The sequence below is a fragment of the Winogradskyella aurantia genome, from assembly GCF_002266855.1.
In the GTDB taxonomy this organism is placed as follows: domain Bacteria; phylum Bacteroidota; class Bacteroidia; order Flavobacteriales; family Flavobacteriaceae; genus Winogradskyella; species Winogradskyella aurantia.
Genome location: NZ_NGJN01000004.1, coordinates 134,411 through 158,883 on the forward strand (window position 1 = coordinate 134,411; position 24,473 = coordinate 158,883).

Annotated in this window: 18 protein-coding genes; 17 read left to right on the top strand and 1 reads right to left on the bottom strand. The window is 33.3% G+C overall.

Translation table 11 applies throughout. From position 1 onward, the window contains the following. Window positions 1-16 precede the first annotated feature (16 nt). From porX to CA834_RS08620, 6 genes are all read left to right on the top strand, one after another. Window positions 17-1,564 carry a T9SS response regulator signal transducer PorX gene (gene porX / locus CA834_RS08595; protein WP_094968289.1) on the top strand — a complete coding sequence of 516 codons (1,548 nt, stop codon included), beginning with the start codon at window positions 17-19 and terminating at the stop codon, window positions 1,562-1,564. A 98-nt stretch (window positions 1,565-1,662) separates the two neighbouring features. Then, window positions 1,663-2,127 carry a tRNA (adenosine(37)-N6)-threonylcarbamoyltransferase complex ATPase subunit type 1 TsaE gene (gene tsaE / locus CA834_RS08600; protein WP_206186861.1) on the top strand — a complete coding sequence of 155 codons (465 nt, stop codon included), beginning with the start codon at window positions 1,663-1,665 and terminating at the stop codon, window positions 2,125-2,127. A 244-nt stretch (window positions 2,128-2,371) separates the two neighbouring features. Next, window positions 2,372-2,923, top strand: coding sequence for a hypothetical protein (locus CA834_RS08605; protein ID WP_240507541.1), 552 nt, complete (start codon window positions 2,372-2,374; stop codon window positions 2,921-2,923). Window positions 2,924-3,034: 111 nt separating this feature from the next. Beyond that, the gene (locus CA834_RS08610; RefSeq protein WP_094968290.1) at window positions 3,035-4,234 is read left to right on the top strand and encodes an alanine dehydrogenase; all 1,200 of its coding nucleotides are present in this window, start codon (window positions 3,035-3,037) and stop codon (window positions 4,232-4,234) included. Window positions 4,235-4,250: 16 nt separating this feature from the next. After that, window positions 4,251-4,637: a hypothetical protein gene (locus CA834_RS08615; protein WP_094968291.1), complete on the top strand. Its 387-nt coding sequence runs from the start codon at window positions 4,251-4,253 to the stop codon at window positions 4,635-4,637. 116 nt (window positions 4,638-4,753) lie between these two features. Next, a complete protein-coding gene (locus tag CA834_RS08620; RefSeq protein ID WP_094968292.1) occupies window positions 4,754-6,133 on the top strand; it encodes a nucleotide sugar dehydrogenase in 1,380 nt (459 codons plus the stop codon). Window positions 6,134-6,218: 85 nt separating this feature from the next. On the opposite strand, the gene CA834_RS08625 is transcribed toward CA834_RS08620, so the two are convergent. Further along, complete coding sequence (locus tag CA834_RS08625; RefSeq protein WP_165764777.1) at window positions 6,219-10,322, bottom strand: T9SS type A sorting domain-containing protein; 4,104 nt, start codon at window positions 10,320-10,322, stop codon at window positions 6,219-6,221. 603 nt (window positions 10,323-10,925) lie between these two features. Between CA834_RS08625 and CA834_RS08630 the strand changes: the two genes are divergently transcribed. The 11 genes from CA834_RS08630 to CA834_RS08680 all read left to right on the top strand — a co-directional run bounded on the left by CA834_RS08630 (window position 10,926) and on the right by CA834_RS08680 (window position 24,409). After that, window positions 10,926-11,915, top strand: coding sequence for a glycosyltransferase (locus tag CA834_RS08630; protein ID WP_094968294.1), 990 nt, complete (start codon window positions 10,926-10,928; stop codon window positions 11,913-11,915). After that, window positions 11,908-13,440 (top strand): lipopolysaccharide biosynthesis protein, encoded by a 1,533-nt coding sequence (locus tag CA834_RS08635; protein WP_094968295.1) that lies wholly within the window; start codon window positions 11,908-11,910, stop codon window positions 13,438-13,440. Before CA834_RS08630 ends, CA834_RS08635 begins: the two co-directional genes overlap by 8 nt. Next, window positions 13,437-14,525 carry a glycosyltransferase family 4 protein gene (locus tag CA834_RS08640; protein WP_094968296.1) on the top strand — a complete coding sequence of 363 codons (1,089 nt, stop codon included), beginning with the start codon at window positions 13,437-13,439 and terminating at the stop codon, window positions 14,523-14,525. Before CA834_RS08635 ends, CA834_RS08640 begins: the two co-directional genes overlap by 4 nt. After that, on the top strand, window positions 14,526-15,731 hold the full coding sequence (locus tag CA834_RS08645) for an O-antigen ligase family protein (protein ID WP_094968297.1): 1,206 nt from the start codon (window positions 14,526-14,528) through the stop codon (window positions 15,729-15,731). Between the two features lie 13 nt (window positions 15,732-15,744). Continuing rightward, the gene (locus CA834_RS08650) at window positions 15,745-17,256 is read left to right on the top strand and encodes a DUF2264 domain-containing protein (protein ID WP_094968298.1); all 1,512 of its coding nucleotides are present in this window, start codon (window positions 15,745-15,747) and stop codon (window positions 17,254-17,256) included. Between the two features lie 64 nt (window positions 17,257-17,320). Next, window positions 17,321-18,202 (top strand): sulfotransferase, encoded by an 882-nt coding sequence (locus CA834_RS08655; RefSeq protein WP_094968299.1) that lies wholly within the window; start codon window positions 17,321-17,323, stop codon window positions 18,200-18,202. A 255-nt stretch (window positions 18,203-18,457) separates the two neighbouring features. Further along, entirely contained in the window at window positions 18,458-19,534 is a 1,077-nt protein-coding gene (locus CA834_RS08660; RefSeq protein ID WP_094968300.1) for a glycosyltransferase, read from the top strand. Window positions 19,535-19,545: 11 nt separating this feature from the next. After that, complete coding sequence (locus tag CA834_RS08665) at window positions 19,546-20,688, top strand: glycosyltransferase (RefSeq protein ID WP_094968301.1); 1,143 nt, start codon at window positions 19,546-19,548, stop codon at window positions 20,686-20,688. Between the two features lie 27 nt (window positions 20,689-20,715). Next, complete coding sequence (gene asnB / locus CA834_RS08670; protein WP_094968302.1) at window positions 20,716-22,626, top strand: asparagine synthase (glutamine-hydrolyzing); 1,911 nt, start codon at window positions 20,716-20,718, stop codon at window positions 22,624-22,626. A gap of 4 nt (window positions 22,627-22,630) precedes the next feature. Next, window positions 22,631-23,764 carry a glycosyltransferase family 4 protein gene (locus tag CA834_RS08675; RefSeq protein ID WP_094968303.1) on the top strand — a complete coding sequence of 378 codons (1,134 nt, stop codon included), beginning with the start codon at window positions 22,631-22,633 and terminating at the stop codon, window positions 23,762-23,764. Window positions 23,765-23,788: 24 nt separating this feature from the next. Continuing rightward, the gene (locus tag CA834_RS08680) at window positions 23,789-24,409 is read left to right on the top strand and encodes a sugar transferase (RefSeq protein ID WP_094968304.1); all 621 of its coding nucleotides are present in this window, start codon (window positions 23,789-23,791) and stop codon (window positions 24,407-24,409) included. Window positions 24,410-24,473 lie beyond the last annotated feature (64 nt).

Below are 24,473 nucleotides of genomic sequence, written 5' to 3' on the forward strand. Positions count from 1 at the left end.
CAAATATACACCAAGCATGATAAATATTCTTTGGGTCGATGATGAAATCGATTTATTAAAACCACATATTCTTTTTTTAGAACAGAAACAGTATAAGGTCACTACCTGCCAGAGTGGTACGGAGGCCATTGAAATAATAGATGACACCAATTTTGATATTGTTTTTTTAGATGAAAACATGCCTGGGCTCACAGGTTTGGAAACATTAAATGAGATCAAGGAACGTAGAGCGAATTTACCAGTGGTAATGATCACTAAAAGTGAGGAAGAATACCTAATGGAGGAAGCCATTGGCAGTAAAATAGCCGATTATTTGATTAAGCCTGTAAATCCAAACCAAATATTGCTCAGTCTTAAGAAAAACCTAGATCATTCGCGCTTAGTGTCTGAAAAGACCACCTCTAATTACCAACAGGAATTTAGGAAAATTGCCATGAATTTAGCCATGGTAAACTCTTATGAAGAATGGGTAGACCTCTACCAAAAATTGATTTATTGGGAGCTTCAATTAGAAAACATCGAAGATATCGGGATGACCGATATATTGGAGTCACAAAAAAACGAGGCTAACCTTCAGTTCGGCAAGTTTATAGAAAAAAACTATCCCAGTTGGTTTGAACCAAATACAGACGCACCAATAATGTCCCACACGTTATTTAAGGAAAAAGTTGTACCCGAACTTAACGATAAGCAGTCCACAATAATGATAGTAATCGACAATTTAAGATACGACCAATGGAAAGCTTTTGAGCCAATTGTAAACAATTATTACAAGAAATCTTCAGAACGTGCTTTTTTCAGCATTTTACCGACTGCCACTCAGTATGCTAGAAACGCTATTTTTTCTGGTCTCATGCCATCAGATATGGAACAGCTCTATCCGCAATATTGGAAAAATGACACGGATGAAGGTGGAAAGAACCTACATGAGGATGATTTTTTACGAGAGCAGCTTAAACGTTTAGGCTTAAGTCATATAAAGCATGAGTATCACAAGATTACCAACTTAAAATCCGGAAAAAAGCTAGTAGAAAATTTTAGATCCTTAAAAGAAAATGATCTAAATGTAATCGTTTACAATTTTGTAGATATGCTATCGCACTCCAAGACAGAAATGGAAGTTGTAAAAGAGTTAGCTTCAAACGATAAAGCTTATAGGTCCTTAACCGTTAGTTGGTTCAAGAATTCACCATTATTGGAAATGATTCAACTCTCTCAGCAACTTGGCTTCAAGCTAATTTTGACCACAGATCATGGTACCATAAATGTAAAAGCCCCAACCAAGGTTATTGGGGACAGGGACACTAGCTTGAATTTAAGGTATAAAACTGGTAGAAGTCTAACATACCAAGACAAGGATGTAATGGCCGTTAAACACCCAAAAAGCATTTATCTTCCTGCCTTGACCATGAGCAGTTCCTTTATTTTTGCAAAAGGTGATTTGTTTTTGGCTTATCCTAATAACTTCAATCATTACGTGAGCTATTACAGAAACACTTATCAGCACGGTGGTGTTTCACTTGAGGAAATGATCATTCCATTTGTAGTATTGGATCCAAAATAATCCGTAAAAAGCATAAAAATCCGATGAAATGCAAGTTTCTCTAGGATTTTTAAGTATTTATACCTATCATTGTATCAGAATAAGAAAGGTTTGCTGCTATGAACACTATAGAGTTTTTATACAACCTAGAAGATATAGACGCTACAGCCCGTAATGTACTGGATAATTTAGACTGTAAAACGTTAATATTATACGGCGAAATGGGTGTTGGAAAAACAACATTTATCAGCGCTCTTTTGAGAGCTATGGACAGTACGGACGAAGCTACGAGCCCTACTTTTTCAATAGTTAATGAATATCACATACCAAATGATAAAGTTTTTCATTTTGACTTTTACAGAATAGAATCTGTAGAGGAAGCTTTTAATTTTGGTATTGAAGATTATTTGAATTCGACTCATTGGATATTTATAGAATGGCCAGACCGCGTAAAAGAGTTGATACCGGAAAACGCTCAGGCGATAAGTATTACTAGCATAGACAATAATAAAAGATCCCTCAAATTAACCATAGAGAACAAAAGTTTAACCAAAAATATGGCCATGACAGATACGAAAATTTAGATAAAATTTTCACAACATTTCATTCCTTAGATTGACCAATTACGGAAAAACCGTAACTGAACGCTGGAAATTCATCGGATTTTAACATAAGTTGATTTTTACAGGCCTTAAGTGAGCCCTAACTTTGTACTAAATTAATTAATTAAAACCCTTGAATTTATGAAAGCTAAAAAATTAGTGCTAGCAATCGCAATCTTCGGAGGTATGTTATTTACTGTACAGGCAACTAACATTATCGACTTAGATGGACAAATTACAACACAAGTTGACAAAAGAAAACTTAAGCCACCACACTGGGGCTAAGAAAGCTTACAACAAGAAAATTCTAATTGGGAGTATAGTTGCAACGTTGGTTGCAGCGACTCCCTTTTTGTTTTATTTATATGAATATGTTCCTGACACTCCAGTGTGGGATAATTTCCTGTTTACTTATAAAAGTAATTGGTACAAGAGTGCCAATGCGGGTGTTTGGGTCTTAATGATGAAAGTAATCCCTTTACTACTTTCTCTTATTTGGTTTTTTACTTGTAAGCATTGGTGGTACCATGCATTGATAGTTCCTATTGCAATGTTCACATTTCAAGTTATAGGAGCAATTAAAACAGATGTTTACATGGATGAGCTGCATATTTTATATCTGTTACCCATAATGGCAATCGTTTTCCCTTCTATCTATTTAATTAGAGCTAAAATGTTTAATAAAATTAATGATTCTGACAAAACCATGGAAGAACTCGAGGAAGAATTTATGCTTAAGCCTAAGACCTTCTGGGATAAAATGAAACAATATTTTTAAATAGAGACAACAGTAATTTTAAGATATAATTCGTAACTTCAAGTTAGATTAATAGAAGAACTATTGAAAGGTTTAAGTATCTTGCAATGGATAAACAATTAACTAACTTAAATGAGTAAATCCTTATCGCCTTTTACTAAAGCTCAATTACTTCCGCAAGAGGAAACCTTAGAAATTCTAAAACAGAAAGGTGAGTTATTTATCGGTATACCAAAAGAGACCCATTTTCAGGAAAAACGTGTATGTTTAACACCAGATGCTGTTTCAGCTTTAACCTCTAATGGCCATAGAGTTTTATTAGAGTCTGGCGCTGGAGAAGGTGCTAATTTCAAAGATAAAGATTATAGTGAAGCTGGTGCTGAGATTTCAAAGGATACTTCAAAGGTGTATTCCTGTCCTATGATTCTCAAAGTTGAACCACCATCTCTTGACGAAATTGCACATATCAACCCACAAACTATTTTAATTTCTGCTCTGCAGATTAAAACGCAAAGCAAAAGGTATTTTGAAGCCTTAGCGAAAAAGCGGATTACTGCCCTAGCCTTTGAATACATAAAAGATGACGATGGTGCATATCCCGCCGTGAGATCTTTAAGTGAAATAGCAGGAACAGCCTCAATTTTAATAGCATCTGAATTGTTGTCAAACGTAAATGGTGGTAATGGTTTAATGATGGGCAATATCAATGGTGTACCACCAACAGAAGTGGTGATTTTAGGTGCCGGTACCGTTGGTGAATTTGCAGCACGATCTGCTATTGGTCTTGGAGCTAATGTCAAAATTTTCGATAGTTCCATAACAAAACTCAGATGCGTACAGACCAGTCTAGGACGAACGGTTTACACATCAACGATGCAGCCTAAAAATTTATTGAAAGCCCTTAAGCGATGTGATGTAGCCATCGGTGCCGTAAGAGGCTCTAACCGATCCCCAATTGTTGTGACTGAAACTATGGTGGAGCACATGAAACCGGGCTCCGTAGTAATTGATGTTAGCATAGATATGGGTGGTTGCTTTGAAACGAGTGAGGTCACCACGCACGATCACCCAACATTCGATTATAACGGCGTTATCCATTATTGTGTACCAAATATTCCAGCGCGATACTCGCGGTCCGCTTCCGTATCGATAAGCAATATCTTTACACCTTACTTATTACAAATTGGAGAACATGGAGGTATAGAAAATGCATTGCGGTTCGATCGAGGCCTTAAAAATGGCCTGTACCTATACCATGGTATTTTAACCAATAAGTCAGTGGCCGACTGGTTTGGTTTAGATTATAATGATGCGAATTTATTGATTTTTTAAAGCTCCCTTTTACACCATGAAATTTACACAGCGTCTCGGTTACTATCTCGGTGGATTTGGAATAGGTTTAATTATATTAATGTTTTTTCTAAACGGCAAGAACGCCTCATGCGATTATGGACCAAATGCAAGAACCGTCAAAAATATTAGCTCTAAACCTATTATATACTCCTCTAGAGCGTCTGATTTTATAACTGCTTACCAACTTGATTCCGCAACTGTTGTGAACCTCATTAAGTACGGAAACGTAAACTTTACTAAAAGTAAAACTCATCTCGACTCGTGTAAAATCTATTACATTGAAAACAGCTATAAGAATAAGGCTCTCGAATTACAAATTCAAAATTGTGACACCATTGCTGCTATTCTTAATATAGACTACAATTCGGACGTTAATCGTTGAAAAGGTATATTTTATATAAAACATTCTAACATTTCAATAATTTACTGCACATTTGTTTTGTAAATAAAATACATCTCAATTAGATTAATACAAATCGAAAAAACATATAAATTATTATGCAAATAAACAACATTTGCTGTATTGGTGCCGGATATGTCGGTGGACCTACAATGGCAGTAATAGCCAAAAAAAACCCAAACATAAAGGTTACCATTGTAGACATAAATGAAGAGCGGATTGCAGCTTGGAATGAGAATGACGTTTCAAAATTACCAATATACGAACCGGGTTTAGCAGAAATAGTTAAGGAAACAAGAGGGAAAAACCTTTTCTTCTCTACAGAGATAGATAAAGCTATTGATGAATCCGAAATGATTTTTATATCAGTCAACACACCAACAAAAACCTATGGCAAAGGAAAGGGTATGGCTGCCGATTTAAAGTATGTAGAACTTTGTGCCCGTAATATTGCTAAAGTTGCCACGACTGATAAAATTGTTGTTGAAAAATCTACATTACCTGTAAGAACCGCTCAAGCAATAAAAAGCATACTCCATAATACAGGAGGTGATGTTAACTTTAGCATCCTGTCTAATCCAGAGTTTTTAGCAGAAGGAACGGCAATCCAAGATTTATTAAATCCTGATAGGGTTTTAATTGGTGGTGAATCTCAAGATGCTATTGAAAGTCTAGCCAATGTTTATGGAAGTTGGGTGCCACAAGACCGAATATTGAGAACTAACGTATGGTCTTCTGAGTTATCTAAATTGACGGCAAATGCTTTCTTAGCACAACGAATTTCGTCGATTAATGCCATTTCAGAACTATGTGAAAAAACAGAAGCAAATGTAGCAGAGGTATCCAAGGCCATTGGCATGGACTCTAGAATAGGACCTAAATTTCTGAATGCCTCTGTTGGCTTTGGTGGATCCTGTTTCCAGAAAGACATATTAAATCTAGTTTATATTGCTAGAAGTTATGGATTAAATGAAGTAGCCGATTATTGGGAGCAGGTCATAATTTTGAATGACCATCAAAAGCGACGGTTTTCAGATAATTTAATTAGCACATTATACAATACTGTATCTGGTAAAAAAATAGCCATGCTTGGTTGGGCATTTAAAAAAGATACTAATGACACTAGAGAATCAGCTGCAATTTATGTAGCTGATCACTTATTAAATGAGCAGGCTAATATCGCGGTTTACGACCCTAAAGTTCCATCAAAAAAAGTATATACCGACCTTAATTATTTACAGACACGTTCTGAAAATGAAAATAAAGAGTTAGTTGAAACTTTTGATAATCCGTATAATGCAGTAAAAAATGCCCATGCCATTGCCATAATGACGGAATGGGACGAATTTAAAACCTACGACTGGAAAAAGATTTATGACCTTATGAAAAAACCAGCTTTTATATTTGATGGTAGAAATATCTTGAACAAATCAGAAATGGAAAAAATTGGATTCGAATATTCGTCTATTGGACATTAAATCATAAAACACTTAGATAAAAAAGGAGAACAAAAAAACCAGATTAGCATTTTAATCTGGTTTTTTATTAAAGTAATTTCAACTTTTAGTTAACAATAATCTTTTTTACGATCTCTTTATCATTATCAATAAGTTTAAGGAAATATACACCATGCCTTAAATCTCGTACATCAACTTTTTCGATGACCGTTGCGTTATAATCCTCATTATTGATTTCTCTCTGAAGAATGAGCTTACCTGTAAAATCATACATTAACATCTCGGTGATTTCAAGAACACCCGACAATCTTATATTTGCATAGGTTGTTGCTGGATTTGGGTACACCATTACTGAAAAATCTAGAGATTCATCAGGTTGTTCTGTGCTGTCATCAGAACAACTGTCATTAATACCAACGATAACAGAATCTTCGTCATAATCCATAGCATTAAAAACCGTTACAGTATACTCTGTCGTTGCCTGTGGAGAAACTTCAATACTTTGCGTTATTTCTCCGGTACTCCAAAGATACTCATCACCACCAGAAGCTGTTAATATCGCCGATTCATCCAAACAAATAAGTACGTCTTCACCTGCATCAGCTACCACTGGTTGATACACGTTTACTGTAACCTGTTTTTCGTCATAACAATCATTAACATATCCCCTAACTTCATATGTCGTTGTTTCAGAAGGGCTTACAGCTATATTGGGTTGGGTGGCACCATTACTCCATTGATAATTGTTTGCACCTGACGCTGAAAGGGTAATGAAGTCACCATTTAAAATATCAACAGTATCCCCATTAGCAATGACTACATCGGGGTTTGGGTCCACAAAAACAGTCACAGATGCTGTATCTTCTTGATTGCCTTGGGTTACGGTAACGGTATAAGTTGAGGTGGACACAGGACTTACATATATAGTCTGAGTAGTTTCTCCTGTATTCCACAAATAAGTATCACCTGGCCCAGCCGTTAACTCTACTTCATAATTGTCGTCTTGACAAACCCTTTGATTATCTCCCGCCGTAGCTTGAAATAGTTCTTCAACATTTACGGTAACTTCTGCTTCTGCTTCACAGCCATTGCTTGCACCAGTGACCGTATAAATTGTTGTTTGGGTTGGACTAACGGTAATCGATTGTGTTGTTTCTCCTGTGCTCCAAAGGTAACTGTCAGCGCCTTCTGCAACTAGTACCGTTGATTCGCCTTCAATAATGGAAACAGAGTCACTTATGGTAATGACGGGAGTTTCATTTACAGTAACAGTAACGCTGTCTGAATCTGAATTTCCAAAATTATCTGATACCGTTACTGTATAAGTTGTTGTTTGAGCCGGACTTACCGTAATAGAGGCCACTTGCTCACCAGAATCCCACGAATAGTTTGTTCCACCAGTTGCTGTTAAATTGACACTTTCCCCAGAGCATATCGTAACGTTAGCGCCTGCATTAGCAATCACTTCTGGAATCACAGTCACAACAACTTCTGCGGTAGCCTCACAATTACCATTAGATCCTGTAACAGTATAGGTTGTTGTTTGAGTTGGGCTTACAATAATAGTATCACTAGTATAACCGGTATTCCAAAAGAACGATGGTGCACCATTAGCCGTAAGCGTAGTGCTTTCTCCTTCCATAATAATAACATCATCACTAACAGTTACTATAGGAGTCTCATTTACGGTAACGGTAACCTCATCCATATCTGTGCCACCCAAAGCATCCGTAACGGTGACTGTATAAGTTGTTGTTTGGGTTGGACTGACGTCTATAGAGGCCTCTGTTTGTCCAGAATCCCAATTATAGGAAATACCTCCTGTAGCATTTAACGTTACAGTCTCACCAGAACAGATAGTAACATCTTCTCCTGCATAAGCATTTGTTGGTGGCAATACTGTGACCAAAACTTCTGCAGTTGTTTCACAACCATTAGCAAAGCCTGTAACACTGTAAGTTGTAGTTACTTCTGGGCTAACCGTTATGGATTCCGTTGATTCACCTGTATTCCATACATAGGTTTCTGCACCACTCACTGTCAATGTGGTTGAGTCTCCAATATAGATATAGGTATCATCAGTAATTGAAATCTCTGGAGATGGCATTACAGAAATTAACACAGCATCTGTGCTGGAACACTCATTGGATATGGCTTCTACAGTATATATTGTTTCTGAATCTGGGCTCACGGTAATAGAAGCGGTAGTCTCCCCTGTGCTCCAGAGATATGTTGTTCCGCCCGAAGCAGTTAAAGTTATACTTTCCCCTTGGCAAATCGTTTCATCATTACCCGCATTGGCGACAGGAACCGGATTAACAGTAACCACGACATCATCAGTTACCTCCTCACCTACATCATTTGAGACCGTCACAGTATAGGTTGATGATTCAGTTGGACTAACTTCAATTTCTGGAGTAGCATCTCCAGTACTCCAAAGATAAGTTGTGCCATTATTAGAAGTAGCAGTTAATGTTATCGATTCCCCTTCACAAATCGTTTGGTCATCACCTGCGCTCGCCTGGAGCGCTTCAGGAAAAACCGTTATTTCGGTTGATGCTGTGAGTCCACCATCATTGGTGGTAAAGGTTATGGTAACTTCTCCTTCTGAGACTGCAGTAACGACACCATTGGAGTCTACTGTGGCAATGGCTTCATCACTTGAGCTCCACACACCTGTTTGATTTGTAGCATCATCTGGGCTGATGGTTACTGTTAATGTTAGGGTTTCCGGGACTTGTAATTCTGCCGTGCTCGGCGTAACTGCAACACCTTCTACACCTATTGCTGTAACATCAACATCTACCTGATTTAAATATTCTTCCAACCAAGTATACCCGCTAGGGGCAATATCGTTATGGTCTTGTCCTTCTGGAACGTTGGCTTGAAACCAAACTTCAGGGATATGTGGGTTGGTAATGTAAAAATTAGCGGGTCTTGTTTCACTTGGCATTATGATTTGAGTCGCTAAATTTTGGTATTCACTCGAACTTATATAACCTCCTCCAGAATCATTATCAGCTAACTCTATTAATCTAATATCAATATCATCTCTAAAAAACTGTACATTTCCATTGTTATCAATATATTCACAAGCACCTACTTTTGGAAATAGTTCTGTTTTTAAATCCTGAGCACTTAAAATAGCTGGATCAACACCTTGTAGTGGTAATCTATTAGAAACAAACCATTCAGACTTAACAGGCTCTGTACTTGTAGCAAATGGAAACCAAGCCGATTCAGGCTGTGCGGGGTAATTTATAGGTCGATGTTGAGCTTCAATGAAATTATCTTCATCCCAAATTTGTGGGTTCATTGTTGCATTTGTCCATGTTGCAAAAATTGCTTTATCATCTCTTTCTCCAACTCCTGTAACTCCTCCGCCTTGATAATAGTTACCAATAAGGTTTAAATTAAAATCATATGCATCCATTCTAATAGTTCTGGCTTGCCAATTATTGTGAAAATTATTTATCACATCTAAATCCATAGCTCCTCCTCCCTTTGGATGTCTCCAACCTACATTTGAGGTTACATTTCTTAAAATAGATGAATTTCCAAATTCTACAGCTTCAGAATTACCAACTAACATTGCTTGTTGACTTTCTCCAAATAAGCAATTTTGAATTGTAATCTTTTCAGCATATTCGCCTGGTCCAGATGTACCAATACCAACACCTTTGCTTCTAGCGTAAGCAAAAGAACATCTATCTACTATTACATTTGAAGCTCCACGAAAACCTAAGCACGATGTATTAAGACTTCCATTAGGCTCTGCTGCTAAATATCCATTTCTGAATCGTATTCCTCTCCAAATCATATTTTCAGTTCCTTCACCAGATCTTATTGCCGCACCTATTATAGTTATACCACCATTTGGAGCAGAAAAACCATTTACTGTTAAGTTACTTCTATCTGAATCACTACTACTTATGTATATTTGGCTTTGTAAGTCAATAACACCACTTATATCAAAAATAACTGTTCTAGTACCAGGTGTTAAGAGCGCTTCTCTTAAACTTCCAGCACCGCTATCGTTGAGGTTAGTTACGTGTATAACTGCACCACCTCTACCACCTGTTGTATTAGCTCCTGCACCATAAGCTGTTGGGAAAGCTAATTGTTGTGAGTTTATAACATTGTGAAAGACAATTATAATAAGGAGACTATTTATTAATTTAATAATAGTGTCTCTCAGTGTAGGAATCATATTCATGGGGGCTAAAATTTACTATTAATTTGGGGCTATTCATTTATAGTTAGGCGTAAAGTAAAAAATATAAATATAAAAAGGCGTTAAAAATCAATATTATTCGACAAAACGTTATTTATTTGTAAGAATTCATTTTGTTTATGTCTTAAAAACATATTTTATGTTTCCTGATTTTGATTAGACGTCAGAAAACATCCGGTGAATTGCACAATAATCTGATGTAATTACGGATAAAACTTAAAAATGGATTTTTAAATCTAAAAATTTAACTTATTTTAACTTATAGTAAAATATTATTTGATTGTTAAAGGATATTTACATTCTCTACAACTTATTGGCCTAAATATTTCGTAATGCTTGAGCAATGAGGTTTAAAAGCAAAAGATGCCTTTAATCGTAAAAAACTATTAATTATCCTTAATTTTATTTTACTTAAAAAAAAAGCTCAATATTCGTACAACATATTATTATAGCTCCTAATAAATTGAATACTGTGTTTATAAATGAAGAAGTGACATATCCTTTTATTTTTTGTTTTGACACTTAACATAGGAATATTTTAATAACTATTGACTTTTCCATTAAACCCAAATCCTAGAAATGAATACTTTAATATCTATTATTGTTCCAGTTTATAATGTCGATGAGTACTTAGAACGATGTATAGAATCCTTAATTAATCAGACTTATCATAATCTTGAAATTTTATTAATTGACGATGGATCTACGGACAGTAGTGGCTCGATTTGTGATGAATATGCCTTAAGAGATTACCGAATAAAAGCTTATCATATTGAGAATGGAGGGTCCAGTATAGCTAGAAATTTTGGACTTAAAGAATGTACAGGTGAATATATTGGATTTGTGGATAGTGATGATTGGATAAAACCTAATATGTTTAGTGAACTTATTAAATTTGCCGAATCAAATCATTTAAAAGTAGTTGAAACAAACTCAGTAGAATCTCATTTAACTGAAGCAAATAGAAATGATTGCGAGACCATTATTTCTAAAGTCGAAGATAAGAATTCGGCCTTAAAAAGAATAATAAAGCATAAAAGATTTGCAGTTTGGAGACGAATTTACCATCATTCTCTATTAAAAAATCGCTTTTTTATTGAAGGCATCTTACACCAAGATGTATACTACACCATAGATCTCCTAAATGAAATTTCTTGCTTAGGCTATTTTGAAAACTCATTTTATGTCTATAATGTTCAAAATCCAACAAGTGTTATTAGAAGTCCCTATTCTATAAAAAAATTAAACTCTATCAATGCAGGAAATTATGTTGTTGAAAACACCACTCAATACAATGAAGAGGTACAAGATTTGGCTAAACAATACTTGTTTCAGTTTTTAACGTACCATTATGATTCTTTATATTTAAATACTGAGTTAGATAAAGATAAGACTCATCGAAAAAATATTCGGAAAACCATCAAAAAATATCATGATATGAATAATTTTCATTTTTATGCTTATACTATTCTTATCCTACCTCCAATATTTTATAAAATATTTCTTTTAACAAATAAAAAGAGAATAGAAATACAGTCTCAAATTTATCAAATTCTAAAAAATGTCTAGAGTAAGTCATGCAATAAAAAACATGAAGTTTAGCATGTTTTTTTATGCTGTTTTTTTGGTTCTCCAATTTGTGTCTAGAAAATTATTTTTAAACAATTTGGGGGATGAATTTATGGGACTTTCAGGGACTTTGAGAAGCTTTTTAAGCTTTTTAAATCTGGCTGAGTTAGGCATTGGAGCCGCAGTTGGGTTTAGTTTGTACAAGCCCATTTTTAATAAAGAACATGGACGCATTAATGAATTAATCAGTTTATTTGGTCACTTATATAAAAAAATTGGTTTAATTATTTTAATTGGTGGTCTCGTACTTTCCTTCTTTTTTCCGTTAATTTTCGACTCTTTAGATTCCTCATTAGTTGTTGTTTATTACACCTACTACACGTTTCTATTTGGAATGTGTTTAAACTTTTTCTTTAATTATCATATTATATTACTTCAGGCTGATCAAAAAGATTATGTCGTTACTTCCACTACACAATCTCTTAATCTAATAAAAATAATTATTCAATGTGTTGTCGTCTATTATTATCAAAGTGTGTATGGTTGGATTACCCTAGAATTAATCTTTTATATAGCTAATAGTTATTTTTTAAGGTCCAAAGTCAAACATATTTATTCATGGTTGACTATTAATCAAAAAACTACAAATTCAATATTAAAAACCAATCCAGAAATCATAAAAAAAGTAAAGCAAATATCCGTTCATAAGTTAGGAGCGTTTGTTACTGGTGGAACTGACCAAATATTAATTTTTGCTTTTATAAGTGTTGAAAGTGTTGCATTTTTTGGTAATTATCAGTTGGTATTTAACAGACTTATACAGCTTGTAAATACAGCATTCGCTGGCACTGCCGCTGGCATAGGTAATCTCGTAGCAGAGAATAATAAAGAGAATATTAAGAAGGTATTTTGGGAAATGATGGCACTCCGGTTTTACATTGGTGGTGTTGCTGTAATCGTTTTGTACTTTATAACAGAACCTTTTATTATAGTTTGGCTTGGTGATAAGTATCTCCTAGGTGATTATGTCTTACTCCTATTTCTCATCAACATGTTCATCATGCAAATAAGAATTCCTGTAGATCACTTTAAGGATGCCTATGGATTATATCAAGACGTATGGGCGCCAGTTATTCAAAGTATAATTAATCTAGGAATGTCAATAATTTTATTGCATTATTTTGATCTTGCTGGAATTTTAATGGGAACAACCATTGCATTTTCAATAGTGATTTTAATATGGCGTCCCTATTTTTTATATAAATACGGCTTTAAGAGTCCTATGATGCACTATTGGAAGGAGTTTATGGTGTTGGTAATAGCATCTGTGATTCCTTTTATAATTTGCAACCAAATTCAAGAATACATCATACTGGAACAAATTTCTTTTTTTAGTTTGGTGTATTATTCTGTAAAAATTTTAGCACTTGTTCTGATTGTATACACCCCTATAATCTACATATCGAGTATAGGATTCAGAAATGTATCTAAAAGACTCTTAGGACTCATAAAACTTAAAATATGAAAATAGATTTTATTGTATCTTCTTTAGGAGGTGGTGGTGCAGAACGTGTAGTTGCATTAATGGTCAATAGTCTTGCTAAAAATAAGGCCAATGAGATTTCAGTTATAACTTGGTTTGGAGTTAAAGACAAGTATGAGCTTAATCCGTCTATAAAACGTGTGGTTTTAAATCAAAACCGCGGTATACCAAGTCATACATTAAGAAGCATTTTTAACTTATTTAAATATTATAGAAGTAAAGAAAAGAGACCTGACATTATAGTTTCATTGATAACTTTAACAAATTTGATAGCAATATTAGTAGCAAAATTTTACCAAATTAGAATAATTGCTCAAGAACATAATTCTCATTTGAGATATATGAAAGGTCGTGAATGGATTTCAAAATTCACCAAAAAATACGTCTATAAAAGAGCAGACGTTTTAACCGTATTAACGGTTTTTGATATTGAATATTACAAAAAATACGGAGTTAATGTTCGTGTGATGCCTAATCCTTGTAGTTTTAAGTCTCTAACGGAAAACATGCATAATAGAGATAAAACTATTTTAGCCGTTGGTAATTTAAACCGCTATCATCATAAAGGATTTGATAACTTAATAAATTTAATTGCGCCTATTTTACAAAATAATCTCGATTGGAACCTAAAAATAGCAGGTGCGGGTAATGATGGTATGAGGTACTTAAACAATTTAGTTGATAAACATAATCTGAATAGTCAAATTGTGTTTACGGGATTTGTAAATAACATCTCGGATTTAATGTATCAATCTTCTATATTTATTCTCTCTTCACGATTTGAAGGCTTACCTATGGTTCTTTTAGAAGCGATGTCTCAAGGAATGACATGTATATCATTTGATTGCAAAACAGGGCCGTCAGATATAATTAAAGATAATGTTAACGGATTATTGATAAAAGATCAAGATTTAAAGGAAATGCAACTTGGTCTAAATAAACTTATAAAAAACGAACAATTAAGAAAACGACTTTCATCAAATGCTATAAAATCAATTGAAAATTTTGATATCGAAGTCATTACTGAACAATATGAATCATTATTTAATGAAATAATTGAATATTAAATGAATAAATTAATAGTTTCAATTTGTTTTTATGTCCCATTGGTCATTAGTTGCTTGAACCTTCAGGCGATGGTGTCTAAATTTATAGCACCTAGTTTGGCCCAACTTATTGCTTACTTGAATCTTACTCTGATTGTAACAGGTTTAATTTTATTTCGAAACAATGTTAAGACTATATCGAAAACAGCGAGACTATGGTTTGTATTTTATATTTTGTACTATAGCTTCGGATTATTAGCGTCAGGAGTTTCCGGTTTTCAAACATCTATAATAGCGACTCTTGTTCCTGTCATTTTTTTTACTGGATTCTTTTTTTTATTAAGTAACCGAAAGGAGTTCCTAACTTATTTCAAAGTTATTACAATTTGTTTTGTAATATCATCTTTTATCACCATTCTCTTTGTTAAATTTAATATTAATATGAAAACTGCAGAGGTACACAATTGGGCCTTAGACCGTGCTGGTGGAGTAACTGGGGATGCTAATGCTGCTGCCCATACTAGCATTTTTGCATTTATTTTCTTTAACCAATTTTTTCAACCAACTCAACTTTTGAATAAGGTTCTTAAATTTATAGTTTTATCACTTATTTTTTATAGTTTGATACTAACCTTCTCAACAACGGGTCTATTTACATTCACTATTGTATTTTTTCTCATTAATTATAAGTTTTTCAGTGGGATTCGCATCATCTTATTTGCTTCAGCTATACCTTTATTTTACATTGGAATTTTTACTATTCAGTCCCAAGCTCAAAATTTAAGCTTATCTGAGGCTCAAATAAATAAGGTAAATAATTTAGTTAATGTTTTGACATTGAATTTTGATGAAGTAGATAATTCAGGCCGTGGCGAGCTTCTAGAAAATATAACCTACTATCTTTATAAAAATCCCATAATGGGTAATGGTGTTGACTTTTCTGTATTTATGCGTGCTCATAATACCTATGTTGGAATTTGGGTGGATGCAGGAATATTTACCTTCCTATTTTTTCTATTTATTTTATTCTTTTATTTTTTAAAAACTTGGACTTTAAATCCACAGCTTCGCTTTTTTGCCATGTCTATTCTACTAGTATTATATATATTTATGATTAGTCTTCAAAGTGTGATTAACCAACCATATCTTATTGTTTTATTTGCTTTTTTGGGATATTTAATTGATTTTAAAAAATTAAACAAAGAAGCTTCTGATACTGTAAAGTAATAATCGTTCAGTTATGAATAATATCACTCCTTCAAAGAAATTTAAAAAGATACTTTTAATCGTAGTACTCGGTGCTCTATTAATTAGTGTTTTATTAGGCTACAATAAAATATCCAAAATAGCCGTCGATGGTTGGTCACAACATATTGAAGTTTATAAAAATTCGGATAAAATTGATAAAAAGTTAAAAGAAATATTTCTAGATAAAAAACGGTTTTCAACATCTTACCGCTATAACTATTTATTTAAGTATTTCGCTTACGGTAATTTTAAATACCGTTCGGGAGAGGGTGCATTAGTTTTGTACCCAGGTGAGATTAGCTCTAGAGGTAGAACAATTAATGGATTGGAAAGCTTTGCTCGATTTTTCCCTTTAGCCGCATCTTGGTTAAGCTCAAATAGAGCAGTTATAATAACTGTGCACAATGAAGACATCAATCTTCCTCAAATTTTAATGAAAGGGTTAATAAATGGAACTAACCCAAAAAATCTTGAATATTGGGGTGACGTAGAAGATAAAGACCAGCGTATAGTTGAAGCAGCAGATATTGCCCTAGCTTTGTGGATTTCAAGAGATTATATTTGGAATAATTTCAAAGCTTCAGAAAAAGATCAAATTGCAAATTGGTTGAATCAGTGTATAAACAAAGAAATTGTAGATAACAATTGGAATCTTTTTCCAATTACAATTGTAAAAGCACTTCAGGCCTTGGGCTATTCTGATGAGGTAAATATCAATTATGTAAAAGAATTATATAATAACTATAAAAATAAGCATTATCTTGGGGAAGGTTGGTTTGACGATCCCCCAAAAGGTGTTGATTTTTATAACGCTTGGTCCATCCATTACAGTTTATTTTGGTTAGATCAAATTGACCCTACCTTCGATCATGATTTTATTAGGAAAAGTCATTCTGAGTTTGTACAATTCTATAAATACCTTTTTAGCACAGAGGGCTTTCCGATTATGGGAAGAAGTGTTTGTTACCGATTAGCTGCACCTGCACCAATAGTTTCATCAGCCTTAATAGCTCCTAAGGAAATTTCAACAGGTTTAGCTCTAAGAACATTAGATGTCACTTGGATGCATTTTGTTGAAAATAATGCGGTTCAAAATGGAAAACTCACACAAGGTTACTATGAAGACGACCTTAGACTTTTAGATGGATATAGTGGAGCCGGAAGTTGTCTATGGTCTTTAAGATCTTTAATCGTAGCGTTTTATATAGATGGACTTCTCCCCCTTATGGATGCAGAAGAGGAAGCTTTACCAGTAGAACTGTCGAGTTTTTCAGTTACAAATAGCACATTAAATTGGACTCTTAAAGGAAATCAGACTAATCAAGAAATAATTTTACTAATTAATAAAAATATCAATAATTCTCATTACGGCTTGAAAGACTATAATTTCATCAATAGGTCAAAGGAGTTTATTTTAAAGAAACCTTTTAGACCCAATAATGAGGATGCACTTTATAAAAATTATCAATATTCTAACAAGAACTCCATAATAGGCAAAAAATAAGTTTTTAAAATCTAAAATGGTGGATTTACATAATGTTAAAAATGTTTCATTAACACGGTGAACAATGGAAAAATTTAAAAAACCAATAATTTTTATTGGTACCGGTAGATCAGGAACCACTATTATTTCTGAGATTATTAATCGACACCCTCATTTAGCTTTCCCTAGCAATTATCAAGATATGAAACCTTCAAATAGAAAAATAAATCTTGTGAGATCACTATTTGATAATTCATTATGGAGGGTTTATGGTCAAAAACCACAATTAAATAAAATGTCAATTATTAACAAATACACATTTAGACCATCTGAAGCCTATAATATGTGGGAATATTTAACGGGTGCTAAATTAGATTTCTCGAGGGGGTTTCTTACAAATGAAACGGTTAGTGATGAGAGACTAAACTTTATTCGATCGTACTTTAACGATATGGTGAAATATCAAAATAGAAAGCGATTGTCCGTAAAGGTTACCGGTCCTTCAAGAATTCCCTTCTTTTTAAAATTATTTCCAGATGCCATTTTTATTCACTTAAAGAGAGACTTAGTTCCAACAATTAATTCATTTCTTAAGGTAGAATTTTGGAATAGCAGAGGTGCTAAACAGTTGTGGTGGCAGGGTGTTTACAATGAAGAAGAGAAGGAATGGGCTATGAATAATTCTAATGCTCCGTCATTAATGACGGCTTTTCAACTAAAAAAAATAATACAAATAACTGAATTAGAGCTGGAGCAATACAAACCAAAAATTCTTGAAACATCATATGAAGATTTTGTTATGAGTCCTAAAAACGAATTACGTCGTATTTTGAGTTTTGCTGAACTTCCTGACATGAATCTCGATGAGCATCTGAAAAAAGTAAAAATTTTTAATAGAAATAAGAAACACACAGATTATTTTGATAAAAATCAATTAGAAAAAATTTATCAAATTATAAATCAATAAATGCAAATAAATTACAGAATCATTAATAAAAAGTAACGACAGAATGCATTTAAAAGTAATTAATTAATGGTTTACAGATTAACTTTGATTTTTTATATAAAATAAAACATCTTTACCAAAACTTGAATGTCCCAAATAAAAAATATCTCTAAATTTTATGTAAGAGCTATCGCCAATGTTATCTACACTAATTTTTTCTTAAGTGTAATATAACCATGTAAAATGTAGCCTTTAAAATTCCACTTTAAGATAATTATGAAAACAAAAAAAATCAACATCACATTTGTACTACCCAATCTACTACCAGGAGGTGCGGAGCGTGTTTTCTCATTTATTGCTCAAAACATAGATTCAAAAAAATTTAATGCAACTTTATTGATTATTGGTCACTCTAAAGATGCCGCTTATGATGTGAAAGATATCAATCTTGTATTTTTAGAGAAAACGAGGGTTAAAGATGGAATACCCGCATTATTCCGATATATTAGTGAACACAAACCTAATATTTTGTTGAGTGCTGCAGGTCACCTTAATACAGTTGTTGCCTATATGTCGTTATTCTTTCCTAAAACAAAGTTTATTTCCAGGGAAGTAACAGTTCTTAGTTTAGATGCTGCATTCTTTACGACAAAGAAAAAAAAACTTAATCTACTAGGTATATTAGGTAAAAATAGATTTAATTTTTTTGATAAAATCATATGTCAATCCAAAGACATGCAAGATGATATTCATGAGAACTACAATATTGATATTCATAAGATTACAGTAATCAATAACCCTATTACTGACGGTTTTAAACTAAAGGAACAAAAAACTAAAAATAATCCCGTTCAATATATCACCGTAGGACGTTTGAGTAAAGAAAAAGGTTATGAAAGAATCTTAAAACTCTTATGTAAACTCAATTTTCCATTTCATTACACCATCATTGGTCATGGCCCAGAAAAAGAAAAACTGTTTGCGTTAATAGAAAGTTACGGTTTAAGGGATAAAATCACACACATTGAATTCACGAAGAATGTTGCTGAGTATTTAGAAAAATGTGATTTTTTTCTTCAAGGATCCTATTTCGAAGGATTCCCTAATTGTTTAATAGAGTCTTGTGCCGTTGGCACACCTGTTTTGGCCTTTACAGCACCAGGAGGGACAAAAGAAATAATTAAAAATGGAGTTAATGGTTATTTGGTTGATAATGAGGAAGCATATTTTGAAAAATTATCAGAGAATCGCTTGTGGAATCCAATAGCAGTAAGAGAATCTGTATACAAAAAGTTTAATAAAAATTATATTATTAAACAATATGAGGATTTATTTATAGATATATTAAAATAATTAATAGAATCATGAAATTAGGGATATTTATGTACTCGTTAGCTGGTGGGGGTGCAGAAAGACAGGCTTCTTACATACTTGATTATTGCGTGAAAAATAACATCGATGTTCACCTAATTTTAATGAACAATACCATTAAATACGAATTACCAGAAGGATTACCTATTCATTACATTGAAAAATCCAAGCATGATGAAAATGGTATTATTAAAGCATTAAAAATACCATTACTTGCTCATAAATATTCAAAATTAGTTAAGCAACTGCAACTCACCCATAGCGTTAGCCTACTAACGAGACCCAACTTTATAAATGTTATTGCTGGTAAAATAACAAGTTACAATTTTAAGATAATTATCAATGAGTTAGCCTATCCTTCGCTCCAATATAGTTACAAAGGCTTTCAGTCCACTTTTAACAAATTACTTATAAAATTATTATATAAAAAGTCAGATTTGGTTATCAGTAATTCTGAAGGTAATGCTTCAGACCTCATTGCCAATTTTAATGTACCTAAACAGATTATGAATGTAGTCCACAACCCTATAGATTTGGATAAAATTAAAAAAATAAACCCTGTAGAGTCGTTTTTTGATAATAATACATTCAATATAATTACACTCGGACGCTTAGATGTTGGAAAAAACCACATTATGCTTATAGAAGCAATTCATAAAGTCAACAATCCATTAGTGAGATTATATATTTTTGGTGATGGAGTTATGCAAAAAGAACTGATGCTGCTTATTAAAAAACTAAATTTAGGCACTCACGTTTTTCTTGTGGGTTTCGACCCAAATCCTTATAAATACCTTAAAGCGTCAGATTTGTTCATTTTTGGCTCTAACCATGAGGGGTTTCCGAATGTTATATTAGAAGCCATGTCATGTGGTCTACCTATACTAACTACTAATTGTCAATCTGGTCCTAGTGAGATTATGGAACTAAATATTGCTAAAAATGATTTAATGATTACGGATTATGGCATTTTGGTGCCAATAAAAAATTCAGACCTTATGGCTAAGGGTATTCGTTATTTTATCGATAACAAAAAATATATGAAATTTTGCAAAAAAAATGGCCAAAGCCGAATCAAAGATTTTGAAAAAGAAAGTATTCTGAGAGCATACGTTAATCTAATAAGAACCATATAATTCTATTTCATATAAATGAATTAAACTATGTGCGGAATAAATGGAATTATAGAAAGGTCAAAAGCGGCTACTAGGAACCAACTTAATGAGGTTTTAAATCAAATGAATAACCTTATTATACATAGAGGACCAGATGAAGACGGCATATTTTCAGAACAAAATGGGTCATTTTCAATTGGAATGGCCATGCGTCGTCTATCGATTATAGATTTATCTTCTGGGAAACAGCCTATTTTCTCTGATGATAAGCAGATTGTCATAGTATTTAATGGTGAGATCTATAACTACAGAATTTTAAAATCTAAATTAGAAGCTGAGGGTGCAGTCTTTAATACCACTAGTGATACTGAGGTTATTTTGAAAGCCTACGAAAAATATGGTATTGAATCATTTAAATGGCTAGATGGTATGTACGGCTTCAGCATCTATGACAAGCATAAAAACAAATTATTCATTGCACGCGACTTTTTTGGTGAAAAGCCTTTGTATTACATGCAAAACGCCGAGACATTTATTTGGGCTTCAGAATTAAAGTCTATCGTAAATACTATAAATTTTAGACCAACTATTTCAAAAAAGGGATTGAACCTATATTTTAGATTGACCTATATACCAGCACCTTATACCATTTATGAGGGTATTAAAAAATTAAAAGCAAACCATTATATAGACTATGATTTAAGCTCTCACGAAACTGCTATTCATAAAATAAATGAAGAGCCTAAACCAAAAGTTCAAGATATATCCTTTGAAGATGCTAAAGCCAAAACAAAACAATTGGTTTACAATAGTGTAAATAGCAGATCTATTGCAGATGTAGGTTTGGGAACATTTTTGTCTGGTGGTGTAGATTCCTCAATCATTTCACTATGTCTTTCGCAAACAACAGAAAAGAAAATCGATACCTTTTCTATAGGTTTTAAAAAGGCTTCCTATGATGAAACTGATAAGTCTAGGGTCGTTGCTAAGATGATAGATAGTAACCATCACGAATTTATAATTGATGAAGAAGACCTTAAAAACAATATCCATGATATTTTAGTTAATTTTGACGAGCCCTTTTCAGATACAGCTGCATTACCTACGCACCTACTTTCTGAAAAAACACGAGAACACGTAACCGTTGCCCTAACTGGTGATGGTGGAGATGAGGTCTTTGGAGGTTACAACAAGTATTATATTGGTAAAATGAACAAGAAATACACAACTGTTGTGCCCAAAGGCTTACATAAAACCATTTTAAGTTTAAGTAATAAATACCTAATCAATAAAGACGATTCGCGCGGTAGAAAGTTTCAAATCAATAAACTCCTCAATGCCATAAGCTACAATGGTGATTTTTATTGGGATATTATTTCTCTAGCAAATACAAACGAGCAACTAAAGGAAATTATTTCTCAAGACTACTTAGAGGACAACTTGTTTCAAGACTATAAAGACGTTCTTGGTAATAGAAAAATAGAAAGTTTAACTGACTTTAGGCTAGTTGATAAAATTCTAAGCTTAGAAGGCGGCATGCTGGCCAAAGTGGACCGGACTAGCATGATGACCTCTTTAGAATGTAGGGCGCCATTCTTAAACAAAGATATCTGGGAATTTACAAACACCCTTCCAGAAAGCTATTTAATGAATGGCTGGAATAAAAAGTACATCCTTAAAGAAGCATTTAGAAGTCAATTCCCAGATGAATTTTTAGAAAAAAGTAAAAGCGGCTTCGGTTCGCCAACGGGTGACTGGTTAAGACAAAGCCTAAGAAAGGAATTAGAGAGTTATATCGAACCTGAACTTCTTAAACAACAGGGAATATTTAAGATAGATGTGATAACAAAACTAGTGAGAGATCATTTGGATAATAAAAAGGACAGTACGTTTAGAGTTTGGTCTTACTATTGTTTCCAAAAATGGTACAAATTCAATTACCTAAAAAAAGAGTCCTAATACCATGAAGGAAAAAAGAATTCTACTTATCGCATCTCAAGCAGGTTCTCTGATTAGGTTCAGGGGAGATTTCATTAAGAGTCTTGTTGATACTGGTTATATGGTCTTTACGGCTGCACCAAGCTATCCGGATAAAATTTATAATCAAATTAGTGATATAGGTGCAACCCCTATTGAATTTAATCTTCAACGCACGGGATTAAATCCTTTCAAGGATTTTAAATCCATTAAGCAATTGAAATCGATAATAACAGAAAATAAAATTGATTTGGTTTTTCCTTATACAGTAAAGCCAGTAATTTATGGCTCAATGGCTGCTAATATGTGCAAAGTTCCGGTAATCTCATTAATAACGGGTTTAGGATATGCCTTTACGGGCTTAACATGGAAAGCCCGTATTCTTCAACGCTTGAACGAAACGCTATATAAATTTTCTATTAGAAAAAACAAAGTCATTGTTTTTCAAAATAAAGATGATTATCAACTATTCCTAGACCGAAAGGTGATTTCTGAGAATCAAGATGTTGATTTTGTTAGTGGATCGGGGGTGAATCTCAATCAATTCAATTTCAAGGAAAAGACTGTTACGGACAAAGTGCGTTTTTTGCTTGTAGCACGTTTGATTAAAGAAAAGGGAATAGCTTTATATATGGAAGCTGCTAAAATACTTAAAGGAAAATATCCAAAAACAGAATTTCATTTAATCGGTGCGCCAGAAACATCACCTTCAGCAATAAATGAGATCGAAATAAAGGACTTACACAATAAAGGAGTTATCATATTTCATGGCGTACAACTAAATATTGAAGAACATTTAAACAGAACAGACGTTTTTATATTACCTAGCTACTACAGGGAAGGCTTACCAAGAACAACGCTCGAGGCTTGTGCTTGCGGCAATCCTATTATTACCACAGATTCTGTTGGATGTAGAGAATCCGTTAAAGAAGGGGTTAATGGTTTTTTGATTGAACCTCAGAACTTAGAGGCTCTAGTCAAATCTATGGAATACTTTATTACTAATCCTGAGAGAATAAAGGAAATGGGGGCTAATAGCCGAAAATATGCTGAAGAGCGGTTTGATGTTAATATTATTAATCAAGATTTGATCAATTTGATAAGGCGAACCCTTAATTAATTTGTAGAAACACATAGTTTTTTTGTGAAGAAATTTTATACCAAACTTATAAAACCAATATTTGATTTTTTGGCAGCCCTGACTGGATTGTTAATTATTTCTCCTGTTTTATTAATACTTATAGTAGTTTTGACCATAGAAAATAATGGTAAACCGTTTTTCTATCAATCCAGAACGGGTAAGCATGGTAAACTCTTTAAAATTATTAAATTAAAAACCATGAACGATAAAACTAATGCCAATGGTGATTTGCTACCGGCATTGGAACGTGTTACTAAAATCGGAAATTTTTGCAGAAAATATTCATTAGATGAGATTCCACAACTTATAAATATCCTTAAAGGGGATATGAGTCTCATCGGCCCTCGCCCACTACTACCGGACTATTTGAAATATTATAACGAAACTCAAATGAGACGTCATGAGGTTTTTCCCGGTATTACAGGTTGGGCTCAAGTCAATGGTCGCAATACTATTAGTTGGGAGAAAAAGTTTGAATATGATGTTTTTTATGTTGATAACATGTCTTTTAAGCTTGATTTAAAGATCATTTTAAAAACAATTTATAAGGTTATAAGCCGAAAGGATATTAATAATTCAGATAAAATCGATATGCCGAGATTTAGAGGATCTCCTCCTAAATAACAAATGCATTAAAATCATCCATTTGGTATAATTAAATTGTACCGACTTCATATTGATACCATAC

Bases quoted from the DNA above. Each gene is read 5' to 3' on its own strand.
- porX (WP_094968289.1), top strand. From the start codon at position 17: ATGATAAATATTCTTTGGGTCGATGATGAAATCGATTTATTAAAACCA.
- tsaE (WP_206186861.1), top strand. From the start codon at position 1,663: ATGAACACTATAGAGTTTTTATACAACCTAGAAGATATAGACGCTACA.
- CA834_RS08605 (WP_240507541.1), top strand. From the start codon at position 2,372: ATGGACAAATTACAACACAAGTTGACAAAAGAAAACTTAAGCCACCAC.
- CA834_RS08610 (WP_094968290.1), top strand. From the start codon at position 3,035: ATGAGTAAATCCTTATCGCCTTTTACTAAAGCTCAATTACTTCCGCAA.
- CA834_RS08615 (WP_094968291.1), top strand. From the start codon at position 4,251: ATGAAATTTACACAGCGTCTCGGTTACTATCTCGGTGGATTTGGAATA.
- CA834_RS08620 (WP_094968292.1), top strand. From the start codon at position 4,754: ATGCAAATAAACAACATTTGCTGTATTGGTGCCGGATATGTCGGTGGA.
- CA834_RS08625 (WP_165764777.1), bottom strand. From the start codon at position 10,322: ATGATTCCTACACTGAGAGACACTATTATTAAATTAATAAATAGTCTC.
- CA834_RS08630 (WP_094968294.1), top strand. From the start codon at position 10,926: ATGAATACTTTAATATCTATTATTGTTCCAGTTTATAATGTCGATGAG.
- CA834_RS08635 (WP_094968295.1), top strand. From the start codon at position 11,908: ATGTCTAGAGTAAGTCATGCAATAAAAAACATGAAGTTTAGCATGTTT.
- CA834_RS08640 (WP_094968296.1), top strand. From the start codon at position 13,437: ATGAAAATAGATTTTATTGTATCTTCTTTAGGAGGTGGTGGTGCAGAA.
- CA834_RS08645 (WP_094968297.1), top strand. From the start codon at position 14,526: ATGAATAAATTAATAGTTTCAATTTGTTTTTATGTCCCATTGGTCATT.
- CA834_RS08650 (WP_094968298.1), top strand. From the start codon at position 15,745: ATGAATAATATCACTCCTTCAAAGAAATTTAAAAAGATACTTTTAATC.
- CA834_RS08655 (WP_094968299.1), top strand. From the start codon at position 17,321: ATGGAAAAATTTAAAAAACCAATAATTTTTATTGGTACCGGTAGATCA.
- CA834_RS08660 (WP_094968300.1), top strand. From the start codon at position 18,458: ATGAAAACAAAAAAAATCAACATCACATTTGTACTACCCAATCTACTA.
- CA834_RS08665 (WP_094968301.1), top strand. From the start codon at position 19,546: ATGAAATTAGGGATATTTATGTACTCGTTAGCTGGTGGGGGTGCAGAA.
- asnB (WP_094968302.1), top strand. From the start codon at position 20,716: ATGTGCGGAATAAATGGAATTATAGAAAGGTCAAAAGCGGCTACTAGG.
- CA834_RS08675 (WP_094968303.1), top strand. From the start codon at position 22,631: ATGAAGGAAAAAAGAATTCTACTTATCGCATCTCAAGCAGGTTCTCTG.